Below are 20,854 nucleotides of genomic sequence, written 5' to 3' on the forward strand. Positions count from 1 at the left end.
ACCAGTGGCTAGTTTTGAAAGGGTTACTCATCATACTTCGACATATACACCATCATTGCCAATGCCACAATGATAGTGCGATCGAGGTGATACGTTTTCCGATTGTCTTTCAGACCAAGCTGATGGTACAGGTCATTAATGTACGTGCGCACCGTTGCTTCGCTCAGGTCTATCTTCTTGGCGATCTCTTTTGGCACGTACCAGATATATTGTGCAATCTTGCGCAAACGCGGTGGTACGTGTCGTAACCGCTCGGCAACATCCTGCACTTCTGATTGGAGTTCTGGCGTAAGCCCATTAAGAATACTACGAGACGTATGCATCAGCGTTGTTCTCCTTCAGTAGATTGACGATGATCGCCTTATCAAGAGAACGTTTGATGACGCAGATGAACTGTGATCGTCGATGTATGCAGATTTTATAAGCGTCCCGTAACCATTGCGTAACAACAAGCGATCAGAACAGGCTAAGACGTACACGAATAGATCGCAGTTCTAGCATGAATTGGCATCCGAGACCTATCAGGCTTACCTGTCGAATTGATAAAAGTTTTTGTCATAATTATATCAACTCTGTACGAGCAATGCTAGTAATTTAGAAATGATATTTTTCTAAAGATAGAAATGATTTTATAGTAAGGAAAGATCAAACCAAGTACATATATGATAAGGATATCAATGACACCACAATATATGCCGAGCGTACTACGCTGAACTCATCTCTTATAAAGAGAGATCCTCTAGCGTGCATTTCGGCAAGTCGTTCACAACGCTTGTTACGTCAGCTCATGTCCCGTCTCAGGCAAGCAGTGTACGACGATGAAAGGCAAACCGGCACTGGTCAGACATTTCCTATTACTACTCGCATACCTAACACAGGCTACATCTGCTCGCGACTCGCCGCCACTTCTGCCGCCGGCAGCCAGAACCAAAACCGTGTTCCCTTGTCAAGCTTGCTCTCAACCCCGATCTGGCCGCCGTGCAGGGCAATGATGCGCTCGGCGATCGCCAAACCCAAACCGCTGCCGCCGTGCGCCCGCGCCCGACCCCGGTCAGCGCGATAAAATCGCTCAAAGACGTGCGGCAAATCTTCTGGCGCAATCCCGCTGCCGGTGTCGCGAACGCTAACCAATGCGCCGTCGCGTTCTGCTGCGCTGGCAATGGTGATGTTCCCGCCGGCTGGTGTATAGCGCAAAGCATTGCTGAGCAGATTCCGCACCACTTGCGCGATCCGTTCGCTGTCGGCCAGCACCGCCGGCAAGCTAGGGTCTGGCGTAACAAGCAGGTCAACCCCTTGCGCTGCCGCCAATTCGCGAAACAGCTCGGCTTCGCGGCCCAGCAGTTGGTTGAGGTCAAGCGGTTGGCGATGCAACGTCAATTGACCAGTGTCGGCCAACGATAACTCTCGCAGATCATCAACTAACCGGCGCAAGCCGAGTGTCGCTTCGTAAATCTGGCCGATCTCTTCCCGTGTGAGCGGATAGACATCATCGAGGATAGCGCGTAGGTTGCCTTGGATGACCGTAAGTGGCGTGCGTAATTCGTGGGCAATATCGGCGACCATCTGCCGCCGCTGATGGTTGGCAGCAGCAAGCTCACATGCCATCTCGTTGAACGCTTCCGCTACCCGTCGTACTTCGATCGGGCCTTCCACAATGGCGCGCGCCGTGAGATTACTCTGTCCTAATGCAGCCGCCACCTGCGCTAGATGCTGTAACGGCCGGGTCAGCCGGCGGGCAATCAAGATACCGATCATTATTCCGACGAGGGCAACGATTCCCCCTCCCAGCCAGATCACTTCACGCAATCGTTGCAGGAACTGAGAGGCTGCACCGGGCAGCCGGTTGGTGGCAGCCTGCACCACCAGATATCCCGCCACACGCTGGTCAACAGTGATCGGCAGCGCTTCGCGGCGTTGCAACGCGGTCAGCGTATCGCCAACGATCCCGCGCGGATCGGCGACGACACGGCCATCGGTGTTAGCCAAGGCCAGCGCCGGTCGTTGCGGGCCGCCTTGCCCGTGCCCCATGCCCATTCCGCCGGTGGATAACACCTGCTCGACACCATCCCAACTGCCGTGCTGCGCGTACCAAATAGCAAGCCGGTCTATCAGACCGCTCTCGGCAATTTGGCTTTGGGCCAAATACCGGCGAAAACTCGTATCGGCCAGCCGGTCAATCGCCACGGCTAGAATGATGGTTATCAACAGGATGATCGCGGCAAAGGCCGCGCTGAGTTGGACGACAAGGCGATTCATACGTTTCGCAGGCGATAGCCGACACCGTAGACCGTCTCGATCACCGGCGCTGCTGGATCAGCGTCCAGCTTCTTGCGCAGGTTTTTGATGTGACTGTCAACCGTGCGCTCAAGGCCGGTAGCGGCATAGCCTAAGCCCTGCTCAAGCAATTCGGCACGGGTGAAGGCATGGCCGGGGTAGCGCATAAACAGGCTTAGTAAAGCAAATTCGGTCGGGGTCAGTTCGAGTTCATGACCGGCAAGCCATGCCTGATGGGCATCGAGATCGAGCACGAGACAACCTAGCTCGATCCGGTTGCGCACCACGGCGCCGCCGCCAGCCCGCCGCAAGACCGCCCGCACCCGCGCAACGACTTCCCGCGGATTGAACGGTTTGACGATATAGTCGTCGGCTCCTAATTCCAACCCGACAATCCGGTCGGTGTCATCAACCCGCGCTGTAAGCATAATGATCGGTAGGTTGGCCGTCGCCGGATCGCTGCGCAAGGCGCGGGCAATCTCAAAGCCGTCGTCATCGGGTAGCATCAGGTCGAGCACGACCAGATCAGGCCGTTCAGTGCGAATCAGACGCCGCGCCGTCGCGCCATCAAACGCGCTTTGCACTTTGAAACCGGCTTGCTCGAGATACGAACGCACCAGCCTGACAATGCCGGGATCGTCGTCAACGACCAGAATGGCGGGCATGTCTCCTCCGTTGGTGGTATCCTAATGGGCAACGAATGAAGAAATGAACGATACGGGATATTCATCGGTACCATGGGTAGGAGCCGCCCATCGGTGCGGCTCTACCGTTCGGTTATTCATTGGCAAGTTTACCGTCCGTTACGCCCGTATTGATTACCGCCACCTCGCGGACCAACTTGGGCTGGCGACACTGGCGCATTGTCGGGGCGAATGCCGCCGGGGCCAAGCGGGGTGAAGGGCTGCATTAGCCGCGCCACGGTCATCGATTTGGCAATTGCTAGTTGCGCATCCGCCTGCGCTTGCGTGATCCGTCCGGCTGCAACCGCTGCATTCAGGCGCTCGGCGCGCGTAGCAACAAACTGATCGGCAACCATCTATGGATCAATGCCAGCCGCTTTCAGTGCATCGGCAATCGAGCCACCATTCGCCATTAGCTGTGCTATCAGCTCTTGCTGCGTGATGCCCAGCGCCGCCGCTGCCGTGCTGACCAACGAGCTAGACTGATTGCCGTGACCACCAACCTGTGCCCCTTGCTGCGTCCACCCACCACGACCTACCCCTTGCTGCATCCAACCGCCCCGCGCCGCCTGCCCAGCACCATACGCACCACCAATCGGAACCGGTGTTACCTTTGGGTCAACCGGCCCCTGTGCCAGCGCCGGCACCATCGTCATAAACACCACCATCGTTGCCAAGGCCCCAGCCAGTGCCGCTGCTATCAAACTAAGTACCCGTTTCATTGTATTCCTCCTTCATCACTTTGGTGGAAACCACCGGTTTCTTTTTTCAACTTCACTGTACCAAGCGATGATGGAGAACTTGTAGAGGGTTCGCGGATGGCTTGTCGAAAAATCGAGCCATCTGCTCTGTGGTATCATATTTATGCTGGCAGTATGTTGCTGCCGCTTACGGCTAGTTTCTGCAAGCAAAGGAGCATTTCCAGCTATGCCACGTCTGAGCGAAGCCGAGATTAGCGAGCATTTGGCCCAGCGTCCCGACTGGAGCCTTGAGAATAACGAGATTGTTCGCACCTTCCGCCTTGCCAATTTCCCTGCCGCAATCGCCTTTGTCACGCACGTCGCCTTTTTGGCCGAAGCCGCTGGCCACCACCCCGACATTGACATTCGCTACAACCGAGTGCGGATCGCACTCACCACTCACGATGCCGGCGGGTTGACCGAGAAAGATTTTGCTTTGGCATCCGCGATTGATGAGATACTAGGCTGATGCCATTGGTAACGACGACCATCGGTGATCTATTTGTCATGCGGCGCGGCCAGAGCGGCCCGCCGCTGATCTGCATTCACGGCGCTGGCGGCAGCTCACGCCATTGGGGATTGGTGATCGAACCGTTAGCAACTGTAGCGCAAGTCTACGCAGTTGATCTGCCCGGTCACGGACGCTCGCCCGTTACCGGCGACCCAGTTACAATAACCAACTATGCGCAGGCGATTAGTGCCCTGCATACGGCTCTTGGCTTGCCGCCGGCGATTGTGCTCGGCCATTCGATGGGTGGCGCGATTGCGTTGCAGCTTGCGGTCGACGCGCCGCAGATGGTGGCTGGCTTAGGTCTGATCGGCAGTGCGGCTCGTTTGCGCGTTGCACCAACGATACTGGCCGGCCTCGCCGGTGATGCTGTCGCCCGCCAAGAAGCTATCGCTCTGCTCGTCAACCAGCTCTTCAGCCCGACAGCCGATCCGGCATTGGCCGCTGAAGCCGCCGCCGAATATACCGCGCTCGATCCGGCCATCTTGCTGGCCGATCTGCAAGCCTGCGATGGGTTTGATATTCGTCCGCAGCTTGCCGCCATCTGCTGCCCGGCACTGGTTGTGACCGGAGCTGATGATACATTGACGCCACCTAAACTCGGCGCTGAATTAGCCACCGGTTTGGGGGTCGAACATCGCCTATTGACCAATGTCGGCCACATGCCAATGCTGGAAACTCCCAGTCAATTGAGCCAGCTCTTGCGCTCGTGGATCAAGGCGCTTGCCGAAGAAGAATCGCTCGCGTAGAATACAAATAGCCCAGCTCCAATTCAATATCCAGAGGAGGCGATCATGGAATTCCAGCTTAGCGAAGATCAGCAGATGCTCCGCGATATGGTGCGCCAGTTTGTCGAGAAGGAGGCTAAGCCGACAGTGGCCGAACGCGATGAACACGCGATTTGGCCTACCGACCTCGTGCGCAAGATGGGTGAACTCGGTCTGATGGGGGTGGCTGTCAGCGAAGAGTATGGCGGCGCCGGCATGGATTATGTCTCGTATGCGATTGTCATCGAGGAATTGTCGCGGGTCGATGCCTCGCTAGGCGTGATTGCCTCTGTCAACAATTCGCTGGTCTGTTACGGGATCGAGAAGTTCGGCACTGAAGAGCAGAAGCGCGAACTGCTGACGCCGCTGGCGAGTGGGCGGATGCTTGGCGCTTTTTCGCTCAGCGAACCGGGTGCTGGTTCAGATGCAGCGGCTCAACGCACCACTGCCGTGCGCGATGGCGATTACTATATCATCAACGGCGTCAAGAACTGGGTAACGAACGGCGATCACGCCGATACGATCATTTTGATGGCGATGACCGATCCGAGCAAAGGGGTGAAGGGGATAACTGCTTTCCTCGTGGACACTCATGCCCCCGGTTGCCGGGTGGTCAAGGTTGAGAATAAACTCGGCATCCGTAGCGCGCACAGTTGCCAGATGGCCTACGACGACTACCGGTTGCCGGCGTGGCGACGGCTTGGCGAAGAGGGCCAAGGCTTCAAGATCGCGATGACGATCCTGAACGCCGGTCGAATTGGGATCGCAGCACAGGCGCTCGGTATTGCGCAGGGTGCGTATGAAGCGGCGCTCGAGTACAGCAAGGTGCGCGAGCAGTTCGGCAAGCCGATCCACGAATTTCAGGCCGTTGGCTTTACGCTGGCCGATATGGCCACTCGCATCAAGGCGGCTCGCCTGCTGACCTACGAAGCGGCGTGGCGCAAAGATAACGGCCTCGATTTTATCAAGGACGCTTCGATGGCCAAGCTCTTCGCCTCAGAGACGGCGATGTGGGTGGCGACCAAAGCCGTGCAATTGCACGGTTCTAACGGTTACTCGAAGGAGTATCCAGTTGAACGCTTCTTCCGCGACGCGAAGATTACCGAAATCTACGAAGGCACCAGCGAAATTCAGCGCCTCGTCATTAGCCGCGAAATTGTGCGCTGATCGTCTTGTAATCACCGACTAGCAAACGCAACGGCGCGAAACGTAGGCGCGTTCTCAGCCGAACCAGCTTACGGCTTCGCGCTATTGTGTTGTCTCAAACGAAGCTATGCGTCTCATCCTTGTCCGCCACGGCGAGACGCCGTGGAATCAAACGTTGCAATATCAGGGCCATGCGCCAGTGCCGCTCAACGAGCGCGGACGTGAGCAAGCCCGTCGGGCAGCCTTCCGGCTGGCTCGCAGCGGGGCGGTTGCGATCTACAGCAGCGACTTGCCCCGCGCATGGGAGACGGCGGAGATTATTGGCGAACATTTAGCCTTGCGCCCGGTGGCGATGCCTGATTGGCGCGAGATTGATGTCGGGTTGTGGGAAGGGTTGACGCCAGACGAATTGTACCAGCGCTTCCCTGATCATATGCGTGAGTATGACCGCGACCCGGCGCGCACCGTGCGGCTCGGCGGCGAGAGCTATGCCCAATTGCAAGCACGGGTGTTGTGCGCGTTTCGCCAGATCGAGGCTACCCATCAATCCGGTGAAACTATCATCGTCGTGTCGCATGGCGGCTCGATCCGGGCGTTGTTTTGCCATATCATCGGGCTGGATCTGGCAAACTTCGGTAAACTGTGGCTCGACAACGGCTCGTTGAGCGAAATTGTCCGCGGGCGAAGTGGCTGGCGGCTGTTGCGGATGAACGATGTCGCCCACCTTGAAGATTTGGTGGCGGAAGGCGGCGAGTAAGGCGAGTTCATGATGAGCGGACGAACCACTTCTCCCGAACACGATCTGTTGTCGGCGAATATTCGCGCGTTGGGTGATGCGCTGGGCCGTATCATCACTGCCCAACAAGGGTCGGCGGCGCTGGCCTTAGTCGAGCAGGTGCGCCGCATGGCCAAAGAGTTGCGCAATGCGCCGCATGAAACCGATCCACAAGCCTTGCCACGACTCATTGCCGATCTGAGCCTGCCCCAGTTGCAGGGGTTGGTAAAGGCGTTTACCCTCTATTTTGGGTTGGTGAATTTAGCTGAAGGCGTCGAGCGACTCCGTTCGTTACGCGTGCGCGATTTACGCAACGCGCCGGCCCCCCGCACCGAGAGTATCGCCGACGCGATCGGGTTGCTCAAACGCCACGGCGTGCCAGCCGACGCCATCCAAGCATGGCTCGACCACGCCTTGATTATGCCAGTGCTGACTGCCCACCCCACCGAGTCGCGCCGGCGCACGATTTTGATCAAGTTGCGCCGAATCTTCGATACGTTGATTGATTTGACCTTTGGTGAACGATTGGTCTTGCCGTCCGACCGCCAAGCCGCTCTCGTCCGCATCGAGCGCGAGATCGTTGGGTTGTGGCAGAGCGATGATGTGCGTCATCGCCGGCCTTCCGTGCTCGATGAGGTTGAGAATGGCTTATTCTACTTCCAAACCGTGCTCTGGGATCTGTTGCCGCAGATCTATCGCGAGACGGCTGAGGCGTTAGCTGAGGCGTACCCTGATCATCAGTGGCAGTTGCCGCCATTCCTACGTTTCGGTAGTTGGATGGGCGGCGATCGCGACGGCAACCCCTTCGTGACACCGGAGGTGACGATCGAGACGGTGCGGTTGATGCGGAGCGCGATGCTGCGTTACCTGATTGGCTGCATTGATCGCCTCATCACCGATCTCAGTCAGTCGGTGCAGCAGGTGCAAGTCGATACAGCGATTATTGACCGGATCGCCGAGTATCGTGATTTGATGCCCGATGCGGAAGCGAGCCTGAATCCGCATTACCGTTGCGAACCGTACCGGCAGTTGTGCCACTTCATCCAAGCCCGCCTGCAACATACGCTTCATTACACACTCAACCATACCCCGCAGTGGGGTGCTGACCCGCCGCCGCCACGCTTGCCTACCGTCTATTATCATAGCCGTGAGCTTCTAGCCGATCTTGACCTGATCGATGCGAGCCTGCGTAATCACGGCGGCGAACTGATCGCCGATGGTTTGTTGCGCGATGTGCGCGCGAATGTGGCCGTGTGCCGGTTGCACACCGCGACTCTCGATGTGCGCCAGCACGCCAGCCGCCATACCGCCGCGTTAAGCGAGATTTTGGCCGCCGCCGGCGTGGTCGCCAATTACGAAGCGCTCGATGAAGCTGAGCGCGTGGCCGTATTGAGCACCGAAATTCGTCGCCCGCGCCCGCTTACTCCCAGTCGGCTGAGCCACTTTAGCCCGGCAACCGCCGAAACCGTGTATACCTTTCGTGTGATGGCAGCCATTAGTGAACAGCTCGATCCCGAAATCTTTCAGACCTACATCGTGTCCACTACTAGCCAAGTGAGCGATCTGCTAGCGGTGTTGCTGCTTTGCCGCGATGCCGGCCTCTACCAGCCCGGCCAGCAGAGCCAGTTGAACATTGTGCCGCTGTTTGAAACCGGTGATGACTTGCAGCGCGCGCCAGTTTTGCTCGATGAACTTTTGCAACTGCCGGTCTACCGCGAGCATCTAGCCCTACGCGACAATTTGCAAGAAGTGATGCTCGGCTATTCCGATAGCAACAAAGAAGGCGGTTTTGTCGCCGCCAATTGGGCGCTCTACCGGGCGCAAGTCGAGTTGACCGCCGTGACCGAACGTCACGGCGCGCGCTTGCGCCTCTTCCACGGACGCGGCGGCGCGGTCGGGCGCGGCGGCGGCCCGGCTGGCCAAGCGATTCTGGCCCAGCCCCCCGGCACCCTCCACGGCCAGATCAAAGTGACCGATCAGGGCGAGATGATCTCGGATCGGTATCTCGACCCGCGCACGGCCCATCGCCATCTCGAACAAGTAGTGAATGCCGTGCTCCGCGCCAGTTTTCCCGGTATGGCCCGCCAGCCCGAACCGGAATGGCTGGCTGCGATGGAACAGATGGCAACCACAGCCCGCACCGCTTATCGCCGGCTGGTCTACGAAGACCCTGACTTCCTGACGTATTTTCGCAATGCGACGCCGGTGGCCGAATTCAACCGGTTACGCATCGGCTCGCGCCCCGTCTCGCGCCGCAAGAGCGACCGAATCGAAGACTTGCGCGCGATTCCGTGGGTCTTTAGCTGGATGCAGAGCCGTCACACGATTCCGGGCTGGTTTGGCTTGGGTAGTGCGCTTGAACAGTTTGCCAAAGCCGATCCTAATCACATCCATCTGCTGCGCGCAATGTACCGGCACTGGCCGTTTTTTACTACTCTGCTCGATAATGCCCAAATGATCATGCTCAAGGCCGATCTGGGCATTGCGCGCCGCTATGCCGAGTTAGTACCCAATCAGGCGATCGCTGAACGTATCTTCTTGCAGATCGAGCGCGAATTTCACCGCACGGCGCGGATGATCTGCCAGATCACCGAATACAATGATCTGCTCGACAACCAGCCGGTATTGCAACGTGCCATTCGCCAGCGTAATCCATATATCGATCCGCTGAGTTACATTCAGATTGAATTGCTGCGCCGTTTGCGTGAAGCACCACCCGAAGCACAGGGTGAGTTGGAAACCGTGTTGCTGATGTCGATCAACGGCATTGCCGCCGGTTTGAAGAATACGGGGTGAGGATGGCAGAAGGATGAACAGCGCATTCGCAGGTCGTTGTGAGAGGGCAGCACTCCTTGTCATTGCAAGAGAGCAGCGGCGTTCAGCCGTGCCGGAGGCCGCCCGACCGAGGCAATCTCTTGCTTGAGCGAGAGTCGTACCTACGTGGATGCAAGCCGTGCTCGCGGGGGATCGCGTCGCCGCACCCTGTGTGGCTTGCAATGACCGGCCAGCATGTCATTGTGAGGGCGTGAAGCGCCCGCAGCAATCTCCCACTTTCTGCAACCTAGGTACGGATAAACACGAGGATAACGGATTGGTACAGATGCTTGAACCCACCCTTTGCGTCCTCCGCGCCCTCTGCGGTAAATCTCTATCTAGATCGTAGAGTACAATACTAGATGACAACCCTCTGCAGTACGCCTTAATGACGACAACAAATTGATGCATACCCAACGGCTTGACACATCCCCGGCGGCGATTGCACGCGCTGCCGAATTACTCCGGCGCGGCGAACTCGTTGCCTTCCCAACCGAGACCGTCTACGGTTTAGGTGCCAACGCGCTCGACGAGACAGCGGTTGCAGCAATCTTTGCCGCCAAAGGTCGCCCGGCTAGCGATCCGCTGATCGTGCATCTCGCCTATGCCAGCGACCTACCGATCGTGGTCGCCGCAACACTGCCGCTAGCAACCCAACTGGCGGCCGTCTTCTGGCCCGGCCCGCTGACGCTCATCTTGCCGCGCCATCCGCGCGTACCACTTGCTGTAACTGCCGGGCGTGAGACAGTGGCGGTGCGCGTGCCGGCCCATCCGGTAGCACATGCGCTACTGGTCGCCGCCGGCGTGCCAGTGGCCGCGCCAAGCGCCAACCGCTTCGGCCACACCAGTCCCACCACCGCCGGCCACGTGCTGGCCGATCTCGCAGGCCGGATTGCCGCCGTGATTGATGGCGGCGCAACCCCAATCGGAATCGAGTCGACCGTGCTCGATTGCACCACCACGCCACCCACCTTGCTGCGGCCCGGTGGAATCAGCCTCGAAGCGCTAGAAGCAGTGATCGGGCTAGTACAGGTGCGCACCCGCCCCACCATAGCCGAACAGCACGGCCTTGCTTCACCCGGCCTGCTCGACCGGCACTACGCACCTGACCACGAATTATGGCTGTTTAGCGGCCCACCGGCAGCAGCCCTCGCCCGCCTGCGGGCCGAAGCGGAAGCAGCACTGCACGCCGGTTTGCGGGTAGGGGTGCTCTTGCCTGATGACGATCTGGCCCTCGTCCGTGATCTCCCGGTCGAGATCGAATCGCTCGGTCCAGCCAACGATCCGGCCACGATGGCCCACCGCCTCTACGCCGCTCTCCGCGATCTCGACGCCCGCCAGCCTGATCGCATGCTGACCCGCGATCTCGATGATGCCGGCCTTGGTCGCGCCCTCCGCGACCGCCTACGGCGAGCCGCAGCGCGGGTGGTGGAGGTTTGACGAGAGTCGGGCAATGTAGCACGATCTGCAACGATGTTCGATTGTTGGAGTAGGATGAGTTCCCCCTATGAAATCACCACATGTTGTACAACTTATCCTTGGCGATTGCCGAGAGGTGCTACGAACCCTGCCATTCAATTCGGTCGATCTCATTTTCACTTCACCGCCGTATGCCGATCGGCGCAAGCATATGTATGGCGGCATTGCTCCTGAAGCATATGTTGAGTGGTTTCTGCCGATAATTTAGCAAGGAAGGTGTCTACTACATTGTTTCGATTAAGTCAGGCCCTCATTGGGGCAATGCCGATCAAATTCGCAAAATGCGCGAGAACTTCCGCGAAGCAGCCGATCCGATCCACCAACTACACGGTATCGAGGTAGTTGCTATTAACGGTTGCTGTTATGGCCAAGATGCCAATCCAAATAAAGGTGACTACTGGAAACTCTGCGGCCAAGCCTTCTAAACATTTATTTCAAATGGTGAGCAGGAACTGTACAAGCAAATCATCGAACCGCTTGGATTTGAAGCGCGGGAGCGTAATGCAACATTTCAGCAAGCGTATGCCGAGATTATTAATTCATTCACTGCTGAGTTTATTTCTGATTTCTGTAACGAGCAAGGTGCAATTCATTGGGATAAGTTGATAGAGTTCAACTCATCGCAATTAACAATACGTGAACGGAAGAGAACATACCAAGCATAAATAGCGTTAAGGTCACTCCCTATCTTTGTCATTGCGAGCCGAGTGGAGGGGCAGAGCGGCGCGCTGTCCCTGCGCTCGGCTCTGGCGTTGCGAGCCGCGGGCGGCGAAGCAATCTCCTTCGAGCAAGGATGCATCCCACGCAGCCATTCCTCTCGCTCAGGCGGGGATTGCTGCGGGCGCTGGCGCACCCTCGCAATGACATCAAACTATTTACTTTGCCACCCGCCAGACCCGAATCTCGCTGAGGCCAACGTCAATCAACCACTGACTGTCAGGGCTAAACAAGAGAGCATGTAATCTTATCGGCGACCCGCTCAGTACCTTCACCCGCTGGCCATCAGCCAACCGGCGCAAGGCAATCGTTTGCCGCGGTGGCCCCGGCTCGAACAGCGAAAACGAGTCGGATGGCTCCTCACGGTTGGGAGTCGCTAGCCAGTTCCCGTCAGGACTGATCGCTACTGGCATACTTTTTAATCGACTCATCCATGTATCTAGCATAGGCCGTGCTTGCGTAAATCGTTGTTCATGCACAACTTGCCACGTGCGGGTATCAAAGGTGCGGACGAGGGTAAATTCACTGAGACTGAGCCGCGAGCTGTCAGGGCTAACAGCAATGTGACTGCTCGGCCAGCTTTGGATTTTGCGGATAACGGCTTGCTGGGCAACATCTACGAACCAAACCCCTTCCGAATGTGTTGAGACAACTACATGCCCAGTGGGTGTAAACGCGAGCGCTTGAACAATTGAGATCGCTGGATCATCAAATCGAATTGTCCCAATCTGCGATTGGCGGCTCACATCCCAAAGCTGCACTTCCGGGCCGCGCGAGTGGTGCGATTCAGCTACCGCGAGGATGCTCCCGTCAGGCGAAAAACCGAGGTGCATTGGATACGTATGCTCACCGGGCGGCCAGCAGTCAAGTTGCCCGATCAATGAGCCGCTATCCGGGTCAAAGAGCTTGACCGTGCCGCGCACCGCGATAGCCAGCACCGAACCATCAGGACTAGACGCCACATAGCCACCGGCGGGCAGTTCACGGAGTGTTTGATAGTCGGGGAAGCTCACTATCATGGTCTGCCTGTCGTTCGCAATCGCCAACCGGCCATCGGGCAAAAAGGCGGCTGATCGGGCAACCACCTGCCAAACATACGCCGGCTGCTCTTCCCGCTCAAACCAGAACATCATTATCACCAACGCTAACCCGCCCAACCCAACCAGTGCTGCTATGGCACTGCCAGCTAAGATCAGTCGTCGTCTCATTATAGTGTATTCCTTATAGCTACGGGCATCCTCACAATACCATCCAAGTCCCTTCTCTCCTACCGGCTATGCCTGTATCTCGTTTTGCCCAACGTCCACCAACTACTACCCCTCAGGACTAACCATCAGGTGCCGCACCCGGTTTTGGCTGCCGCTTGAGAGATACACCCGCTGGCATCAGCCAACCGGCACAGCGCAATCGGCTGCCGTGGCGGATCTTGGTCAACGAAGAAGTCAGATCCCGACTCAGAATAAGTAACCGGCACGGCTAGCCATTGCCCATCAGGGCTGATCGCAACAAGCTTGCTTTCTATGAGGAAGGGCTTGGGTAAGGTCAACGGTTCGGTCACGGTTTGCGCATCTGATATAGGAAACGTTTGTTCGTGAACGATCTCCCACGTTGCTGTATCATAGGTTCGGATCGTACAGCCACCCACACTGAGCCGGGAACCGTCAGGGCTAAACGCAAGACTGCCCGCCGGCTCCGGCTGAATCTTGCGCACCACTGCTGACTGCTCCACGTCAATCAGCCAGCCCCCCTCTGGTAAGGTCGTAACGGCTATGTACCGGCCATAGGGTCTGAAGGCTCGTTGCCGCGCCACCGTGATGGCCGGATCGTCGCTGCGCACCGACCATAGTTGGCGCTGGTTCGCTCCATTCCAAAGCTGAACTTCGAGATCGTCGTCAGGGTGTGCTCTGGTTAAGGCCGAGGTGTGACCATCGGGCGAAAACACTAGCCACATCTCTGTCCACTCTTCAGGCGGCAACCAGCAAACAAGGTACGCGTACACTTTGCCGCTGGTCAAATCCCTGACAGCGCCACACTGCCCGACCGCTAATAATGAACTATCGGGACGCACGGCCAGATAGCCGCCGGTAGGCAAAGAGGTGAGCAGTTGGTGATCTGGAAAGCAGAGGGTGATGGTCTGATAACTGCTTGCTACCGCTAACCGACCACCGGGCGTAGAGACCGTCGAAAGATACCCACCGGACTCCCAGATGTGTGCCGGTGGTACCGCAGTTACCGTTGCCATTGTTTGGCGAGTATCGGCCTGCTCATCAGTGACTGATGATAGCAATTGCCAGAAGACGAAAAGCATCACAATGGCAAGACCGAAAAGGAGTGCCAGCCCGAGGGCGGCTAAACCAAACCGTAGTGATCGTTGCATCCGATCCCCAATCGCTTGATGCGCCAATCACCCAGCAGCTTAGGCGCGAAATGACCGTATACCTTTATTATGAACGCACGAGGACCCTCAACGCAATCACTTTGCGCACCGTTTTAGCGTCGTGTGAACACGAGAGCACGAACCATGCAGATACGATATGAGCAACTAGTGATAAGGTTTGATAACACGCTTGGCGTTTGCTAGGTGAATCGAGCAGTTTTGTGCGCTTCTTTGCACAATGTTTGTATTCGACAGTTCCACCCGTCTATGTCATGATTAAGGTGTACTGCGCCAAAGGCGGGCGCAGGGTGATAAGCGAGGTTAGCCATGAGCGCCAGTGTTACCGTTGGCCGCAACGGGATCGAACTTGACGGCCAACCCTTCTATCTCCTCTCTGGATGTATTCACTACTTCCGCTGGCCGCGCGCCGAATGGCGCCCGCTGCTCGAACAGGCGCGCTGGGCCGGTCTCAACACGATTGATACGGTCATTCCATGGAACCGCCACGAGCCGCAACCGGGCGTGTTCGATTTTAGCGACGAAGCCGATCTGGGTGCGTTCCTCGACCTCTGCCACGAGCTTGGCTTGAAAGCGATTGTGCGTCCCGGCCCGTACATCTGCGCCGAGTGGGAAAATGGCGGCTTGCCGGCATGGTTAACCGCTAACGGTGATTTGCGTCTCCGTACCAACGATCCGGCATTTCTCAGCGCAGTGCTGCGCTGGTTCGACACCCTGATGCCGATCCTCGTTCCACGCCAGCATACCCGTGGCGGCCCGATCATCCTCTGTCAGATTGAGAATGAGCACTGGGCGTCAGGGGTGTACGGCGCTGATGAGCACCAGTTAACGCTGGCCAGCGCTGCGCTCGAACGCGGCATCGAGGTGCCGCAGTATACGTGTATGGGAGCCACCCCCGGCTACTCAGAGTTTCGCAACGGCTGGAGCGGGATTGCCGAGAAGTTGGTGCAGACGCGCCAGATTTGGCCGGATAATCCTATGATCGTCTCTGAATTGTGGAGTGGTTGGTTTGATCATTGGGGTGGTCAGCGCCAAACGCGCAAGACGGCGGCCAAGCTCGATATGACGTTACATCAACTGACGGCAGTGGGATGCGCCGGCTTCAGCCATTGGATGTGGGCCGGCGGCACCAACTTCGGCTATTGGGGCGGGCGCACCGTCGGCGGCGATTTGATCCACATGACCACCAGTTACGATTATGACGCGCCGGTCGATGAATATGGCCGCTTGACTGCGAAGGCGCTAGTCGCTCGCCGCCATCATCTCTTTCTGAGCTGCTTCGGGGCGACGTTGTCGGCAGTGCTGGCCGATGCCATGCCCGGTGGGATGACAGTAATTCCGTCGGCGGCAATTGCTGGCCGAAGCGAGGGCGGCGTGCAGCCCTACCGCACAGTATCCGCCGGCCCAACCGCACCACCGGCGTGGCGTGAGTTCTGCGCTACGTTTCTCGTTAACCCCGGCCTTGAAGCAACGACCTACGAGGTGTTCTTGCCTTCGGGGGAGCATCTGAGCGTTGAAGTGGAACCAACCAGCATGCGCCCGATCTTTGCCAATCTGCCCCTCGGCGAGAGTGGGATCACCATCGTCGGCCATACCGGTCGCGTACTCGGTTATTGGCCCGATCAAGGGACGCTTGCGATCTATGGTCGCGAAGGTGAACAGGGCACGTTACTGTTGCGGCTGCCTTCGCCGCCGATTGGTATCCACGCCGATGATGCTGGCTTAGCAGCGCGGGTGGTGATGCGCGAGCAGGTCTTGCGGATCGATTACTGGATTACGGCTGAGGGTCGCCGGATCGAGGTGGCATGGGAAGATCATGCCCTCTTGATCGAGCTGTTGCCACAAGCACTGGCCGAACGCTACGGCAGCCAGCCTTTGCCGCTACCCGCCCAACCGCGCCGCACCATCCTCACCGCACGCGCGTTCGCGGTGGTAGAGGCGACTGACGACACCGGCTGGCAACCAATCGCTACGCCCGCACCGCTCGAACAGCTCGGTTGTCCCTACGGTTATGGCTGGTATCGCGCTGAGCTTGAGCTTAACGCGCCATTAAAGACGACGCTCGCAGCGCCAGCACTCCGCGACCGCGCGTTGGTACTGATCAATGGCGAATTCGCCGGCGTACTGGGTCTACACCCAACCGGCCCGCGCTACACGTTTGCCCTCGACCTACCGGCTGGCCGCCACGATCTGCGCCTGTTAGTCGATAATCTGGGCCGGTTTAATTATGGTCTGAATCTGGGGGAACGGAAGGGTTTACTTGCCCCCTTGTATCTCGATGGTAATCAAGTAGACATCTCGACAGGCTGGTATGCCTATTGGCAAGAGGTGCAATTTGCCGGTGAAGCGGTTGCTAACATCAAGCCGTGGGCCGCGCGGCCCGATGCCGAGAACGTTCACCTGAGCCGGTTTGCGTGGACGGGGCCGATGGTCTGGCTGATCCGTCCGATCGAGGTGCAGGCCGGGCGACGCTACCGGGTGCATATCACCGGCGACCGCAACTCCGGCGCGTTCTTTGTCAATGGCGTCGCCGTCGAGCGGTTTAGCCGCCATCGTAGCGGCGGGTTGATTGAGGCTGACATCACTGATCTCCTACAGCCGGGGATCAACACCCTCGCCTTGCAGATTCTCAACTACGCTGGCGCGCCATGGCGGGCGACCCTGATTAGCTACGACGCCAACCAACCGTTACCGGCCCACTGGAGCTTCCGCGCCGGCGTGACCGTCAGCGATCAACCGGCCCCACCTGCCGGCCCAGCCTTTGTGCAAGCGGTCTTCGCCCGCGCCGATCTCCCGGCTACCATCAACCGCCTCGCATTGCGTCCCGGTACCCTCGATAAAGGCCAAATCTGGCTCAATGGTCAAAACTGCGGCCGTTTCTGGCAAATTGGGCCACAAGAAGAGTACAAACTGCCTATCTCGTGGCTGGCTGCGCACAACGAGCTACTGTTGTTCGTCGAGCAGAGCCGCAGCGGCGCGGTAGAGCTGGTATATGAATGATTGCGGTAGAGACGTTGCAATGCAACGTCTCTTACCCTGCCAACGCCGGCTCGCGCGCGAGCGCCACGCCGCTAATCAACTGCTCAGCCGCCGCAATTTGCTCGCTTTCACCAATCAGACCGACCAGATCGCCAGCCTGAAACACCGTACTCGATTTGGGATTCGCGATCAGTTGTTGGTTGCGGATTATTGCAATCACCGACGCACCGGTGCGGGCACGAATATTCGCTTCGGCGAGGGTTTGACCAACGATGGAACTGTGCTCGCCAACCATTCGCCACGCAATCTCGATCCCGCGTGCGGCCCGCACCATCTGATCGAGCGCCTGATGTTCGGCTGGCGTCGAGACTGTGAAATCGTACTCATCGCGCCGCACCGCGTCAGTATAACCTTGCACTTGGGTAGCCGGATACCCCAAGCAGAGCAACGTATGGCGCATCACCTCCAGCCCGCCTTCTAATTCGGGGTGGATCACATCGCGCGCGCCAAGGTTGATCAAGCGACCAACGCCTTTGGTGGTAGCAGCACGAGCGATAATGGGCAAATTAGGCGCAATTTTGCGTGCTGCCGCTACCACCAACTCGGTTGCCGTCTCATCAGGCAACGTGACCACGAGGGCCCGTGCGCGCTCTAGCCCAGCATGCATCAACACGTCTGAATTCGCCGCATCGCCGAAAAGCGTCGGTACACCGTTCGCGTTGAACTCGGCTGCTCGCCCCGAGTCGATCTCGATGACTAACCGTGGAATCCCCAGTCGCTCAAGTACGGTCACGATGTGTTGGCCGACGCGGCCATAGCCAACTACAACGACGTGACCTTCGTGCGGCAGAACGAGATCAGACGATGCCAACGGATGACGGTCGAACCAGTCCCAAAGTCGGGGGGAAATGCGCTGCATCATCTGCTCGATTGGCTTGATTAAGCGGAACATGAACGGATTTACCATAATTGAGAGCAGTGCGCCAGCCAAAATGAGCGAGTATTGCTCTTGATTGAGCAGGCCCAAGGCCATACCAGTGCTACCCAAGATAAACGAAAACTCGCCAATTTGGCTGAGGCCGGCAGCAACAACTAACATTGTGCGTCCGCTAGCCGGTAAAAGGAAACCAAGCAGTTGAGTAATCAACGCTTTGCCAAACACAATCAAGGCTGTCAATGCCAACACTTGACCGGCGTTTGCCCAAAGATAAAGCGGATTGACGATCATGCCGACCGAGACAAAAAAGATGACGGCAAAGGTTTCACGGAAAGGTAACACATCATCGCCGATCTGGTGACTAAACTGTGACTCGCTCAGCACCACACCAGCGAGAAACGCACCGAGTGCGAGCGAAACATCGAAAAAGACCGCTGCTCCAAAGGCAGTACCCAATGCAATCGCTATTGCCGCCAGAATAAACAACTCACGTGAGCGAGTACCGGCGATAACGTCAAGCAATTTGGGCAAGAGCCGCCGTCCAGCAAACAGCATCACCACGACGAAGAGCACCGCTTTAAGCAGTGAAAAGGCACCGACAAGCAGCGATTGCTCGCTCTGGCTGCCAAACATGATGGGGAGCAAGACTAGAATCAGAACAGTTGCTATGTCTTCTAATACTAGCCAGCCTACCGCAATCCGTCCAGCACTCGTGTTCAGCATGCCGTTATCCATAAGGCCACGCAGCAGCACAACAGTGCTTGCAATCGAGATTGACAAGCCGAGGAGCAAGCCCGAAACAACCGACCACTCCCACCATTGGCTGAGCAAAAAGCCAAGAGTGGTCGAGATTGACATTTGGAGAATAGCGCCGGGTAAGGCTACTTGACGCACGGCCCACAAATCCTTGAGTGAGAAGTGCAAACCAACCCCAAACATTAAAAAGATCACACCAATTTCGGCAAGTTGGCTAATATCCTCGACATCGCCGACAAAACCCGGTGTAAACGGGCCAATTGCCATGCCGGCTACGAGATACCCAACAATTGTCGGTAGACCGAGCTGCCGGGCTAGCACCCCGCCGATGAACGCTACTACCAGCGCGATCGCGAGATTTGCCAACAGTGAAATATCGTGATGCATAGCACAGCTCCGGTCATCAACAACGAAAGCAGCAAAACAGAGTACGGGTATGGGGAAAAGCTCTACGCAGCGTGGCGCAAATAAGACGCATTATGTATGATAAGGAATGAACCCTGATCTGTCAAAAACATCGACATTGGCCCTATGCCTACCTCCAACAGGGTACGCATGGGCAGGCACAAGATCGGTAGGGGCAGGCAATCGTAGGGGTCGGCACAAGGTCGGCACAAGGCCGACCCCTACATGGCCGACCCCTGCGGCCGACCCCCGCATGGCCGACCCCTGCAATGGTCTAAAACATGCTATGATACATTACGAGTACGGGTTAAGGCCCACTGTTTGACCTTTGCGTATTCTCCAGAGGAGTGATGAGTACGCCTCAATGCGCTTTGCTACTTCCCCCATTATCTTTGTGTTTCCGAATGAATATGCGCACACCTCACTCTGTACCAACTATAGACAACTATGCTTGCTATCGTCATCGTCTCGTGGAACGTTAAAGATCTGCTCCGCCGCTGCCTCACCGCCGTCAAGGCCTCGCTAGCGGCTAGCGATCTCACTGCCGAGATTATTGTAGTTGACAACGATAGCCACGATGGCACGCCGGCAATGGTACGCAGCGAATTTCCCGATGTGCAAGTAATCGAAGCCGGCGCAAATCTCGGCTTTACCGCTGGCAATAATCTGGCCTTGCGCCGGTTATTGCAACGGCCTGATGGCGGCCCTGAGTTTGTCCTCTTGCTGAACCCCGATACCGAGCCGGTGGCCGATGCGATCCCGCAATTGGTCGCTTTTCTGCAATCTCATCCAGCCGCGATCGCGGTTGGCCCGCGCTTACTCTACAACGACGGTAGTCTCCAATCGTCGCGCCGCCGCTTCCCCACCCTGCTCACGATGGTCTGGGAGAGTACGCCGTGGGAACGCCTCTGGCCCCAAAACCCGTGGGTGCGCCACTATCACTGCGCTGACCGGCCAGATGATCGCGTGCAGCGAGTAGGTTGGCTGGTCGGCGCAGCATTGCTCGTGCGCACCGCCGCTATCCGCCAAGCTGGCTTGCTCGATGAGCGCTTCTTTATGTATAGTGAAGAGTTGGAATGGCAGTGGCGGTTACAATGGCGCCAGCCGGCTCCGCCACCGCCAACTCATGCTCGGCGCGAGAAGGTTGAAGTCGAGAGTCAGATCTGGTACCTACCCGAAGCAGTGGTGATCCATCACGAAGGGAAGAGTAGTGAACAAATGCCGGTAGGACGCCACTGCCACTTTCAGCAAAGCCGCTTACTGCTGGCGCGGATGTGGTACGGTTGGCCGTTAACACTGCTGCTGCGCCGACTGATCTGGCTGGGCTATCAGTATGAGCTGAGTATCGAGACGCTTAAGCTGGCACTTGGTCATCGGCCAGCATTGCGCCGACAGCGCATCGCAACGTATAAACAAGTATTGGCAGCATTACACGATTTTGATCCGGTTCATCCATTGCGGTAGCCGCAAGCGTTTGCA

At 57.6% G+C, this 20,854-nt stretch carries 17 protein-coding genes and 1 pseudogene; 10 read left to right on the plus strand and 8 right to left on the minus strand.

Features of this window, described 5'->3' with window-relative positions; genetic code table 11:
• Nucleotides 1-23: 23 nt before the first annotated feature.
• The 5 genes from Q1A00_RS02250 to Q1A00_RS02270 form a co-directional block, all read right to left on the minus strand.
• Nucleotides 24-323, minus strand: a complete 300-nt coding sequence (locus Q1A00_RS02250) for a hypothetical protein (RefSeq protein ID WP_299755050.1) — start codon at nucleotides 321-323, stop codon at nucleotides 24-26.
• 556 nt (nucleotides 324-879) lie between these two features.
• On the minus strand, nucleotides 880-2,256 hold the full coding sequence (locus Q1A00_RS02255; RefSeq protein ID WP_298402693.1) for an ATP-binding protein: 1,377 nt from the start codon (nucleotides 2,254-2,256) through the stop codon (nucleotides 880-882).
• On the minus strand, nucleotides 2,253-2,939 hold the full coding sequence (locus tag Q1A00_RS02260) for a response regulator transcription factor (RefSeq protein WP_298402691.1): 687 nt from the start codon (nucleotides 2,937-2,939) through the stop codon (nucleotides 2,253-2,255). The genes Q1A00_RS02255 and Q1A00_RS02260 overlap by 4 nt, the downstream gene beginning before the upstream one ends.
• A gap of 128 nt (nucleotides 2,940-3,067) precedes the next feature.
• A complete protein-coding gene (locus tag Q1A00_RS02265; RefSeq protein WP_299755054.1) occupies nucleotides 3,068-3,313 on the minus strand; it encodes a hypothetical protein in 246 nt (81 codons plus the stop codon).
• Nucleotides 3,314-3,679, minus strand: coding sequence for a hypothetical protein (locus Q1A00_RS02270; protein WP_299755057.1), 366 nt, complete (start codon nucleotides 3,677-3,679; stop codon nucleotides 3,314-3,316).
• A 205-nt stretch (nucleotides 3,680-3,884) separates the two neighbouring features.
• On the opposite strand from Q1A00_RS02270, the gene Q1A00_RS02275 reads away from it, so the two are divergent.
• From Q1A00_RS02275 to Q1A00_RS02310, 8 genes and pseudogenes are all read left to right on the plus strand, one after another.
• Nucleotides 3,885-4,166: a 4a-hydroxytetrahydrobiopterin dehydratase gene (locus Q1A00_RS02275; RefSeq protein ID WP_298482880.1), complete on the plus strand. Its 282-nt coding sequence runs from the start codon at nucleotides 3,885-3,887 to the stop codon at nucleotides 4,164-4,166.
• Nucleotides 4,166-4,954: an alpha/beta hydrolase gene (locus Q1A00_RS02280; RefSeq protein WP_298402685.1), complete on the plus strand. Its 789-nt coding sequence runs from the start codon at nucleotides 4,166-4,168 to the stop codon at nucleotides 4,952-4,954. The genes Q1A00_RS02275 and Q1A00_RS02280 overlap by 1 nt, the downstream gene beginning before the upstream one ends.
• 45 nt (nucleotides 4,955-4,999) lie before the next feature.
• Nucleotides 5,000-6,139 carry an acyl-CoA dehydrogenase gene (locus tag Q1A00_RS02285; protein ID WP_298402683.1) on the plus strand — a complete coding sequence of 380 codons (1,140 nt, stop codon included), beginning with the start codon at nucleotides 5,000-5,002 and terminating at the stop codon, nucleotides 6,137-6,139.
• Between the two features lie 106 nt (nucleotides 6,140-6,245).
• The gene (locus tag Q1A00_RS02290) at nucleotides 6,246-6,875 is read left to right on the plus strand and encodes a histidine phosphatase family protein (protein ID WP_298402682.1); all 630 of its coding nucleotides are present in this window, start codon (nucleotides 6,246-6,248) and stop codon (nucleotides 6,873-6,875) included.
• Between the two features lie 12 nt (nucleotides 6,876-6,887).
• The gene (gene ppc, locus Q1A00_RS02295) at nucleotides 6,888-9,689 is read left to right on the plus strand and encodes a phosphoenolpyruvate carboxylase (RefSeq protein WP_299755090.1); all 2,802 of its coding nucleotides are present in this window, start codon (nucleotides 6,888-6,890) and stop codon (nucleotides 9,687-9,689) included.
• A gap of 423 nt (nucleotides 9,690-10,112) precedes the next feature.
• Nucleotides 10,113-11,147 carry an L-threonylcarbamoyladenylate synthase gene (locus tag Q1A00_RS02300; RefSeq protein ID WP_299755062.1) on the plus strand — a complete coding sequence of 345 codons (1,035 nt, stop codon included), beginning with the start codon at nucleotides 10,113-10,115 and terminating at the stop codon, nucleotides 11,145-11,147.
• Nucleotides 11,148-11,214: 67 nt separating this feature from the next.
• Nucleotides 11,215-11,388 (plus strand): annotated as a pseudogene (locus tag Q1A00_RS02305) (site-specific DNA-methyltransferase); the annotation flags it as partial.
• Between the two features lie 34 nt (nucleotides 11,389-11,422).
• A complete protein-coding gene (locus Q1A00_RS02310; RefSeq protein ID WP_299755093.1) occupies nucleotides 11,423-11,611 on the plus strand; it encodes a PmeII family type II restriction endonuclease in 189 nt (62 codons plus the stop codon).
• 450 nt (nucleotides 11,612-12,061) lie between these two features.
• Here Q1A00_RS02310 and Q1A00_RS02315 read toward each other — a convergent pair whose 3' ends face one another.
• Both Q1A00_RS02315 and Q1A00_RS02320 read right to left on the minus strand, forming a co-directional pair.
• Nucleotides 12,062-13,111 (minus strand): hypothetical protein, encoded by a 1,050-nt coding sequence (locus tag Q1A00_RS02315; RefSeq protein WP_298406797.1) that lies wholly within the window; start codon nucleotides 13,109-13,111, stop codon nucleotides 12,062-12,064.
• A gap of 125 nt (nucleotides 13,112-13,236) precedes the next feature.
• Nucleotides 13,237-14,280, minus strand: coding sequence for a WD40 repeat domain-containing protein (locus Q1A00_RS02320; RefSeq protein ID WP_298406794.1), 1,044 nt, complete (start codon nucleotides 14,278-14,280; stop codon nucleotides 13,237-13,239).
• Between the two features lie 327 nt (nucleotides 14,281-14,607).
• Here Q1A00_RS02320 and Q1A00_RS02325 point away from each other — a divergent pair, with 327 nt between their 5' ends.
• Nucleotides 14,608-17,298, plus strand: coding sequence for a beta-galactosidase (locus Q1A00_RS02325; RefSeq protein ID WP_298406792.1), 2,691 nt, complete (start codon nucleotides 14,608-14,610; stop codon nucleotides 17,296-17,298).
• A gap of 31 nt (nucleotides 17,299-17,329) precedes the next feature.
• Here Q1A00_RS02325 and Q1A00_RS02330 read toward each other — a convergent pair whose 3' ends face one another.
• Nucleotides 17,330-19,357: a cation:proton antiporter gene (locus Q1A00_RS02330; protein ID WP_298406790.1), complete on the minus strand. Its 2,028-nt coding sequence runs from the start codon at nucleotides 19,355-19,357 to the stop codon at nucleotides 17,330-17,332.
• Between the two features lie 465 nt (nucleotides 19,358-19,822).
• On the opposite strand from Q1A00_RS02330, the gene Q1A00_RS02335 reads away from it, so the two are divergent.
• On the plus strand, nucleotides 19,823-20,839 hold the full coding sequence (locus Q1A00_RS02335) for a glycosyltransferase family 2 protein (protein WP_299755070.1): 1,017 nt from the start codon (nucleotides 19,823-19,825) through the stop codon (nucleotides 20,837-20,839).
• The last annotated feature ends 15 nt before the right edge of the window (nucleotides 20,840-20,854 follow it).

Origin of the sequence: uncultured Chloroflexus sp., assembly GCF_938091255.1 — a bacterium.
Lineage (GTDB): Bacteria > Chloroflexota > Chloroflexia > Chloroflexales > Chloroflexaceae > Chloroflexus.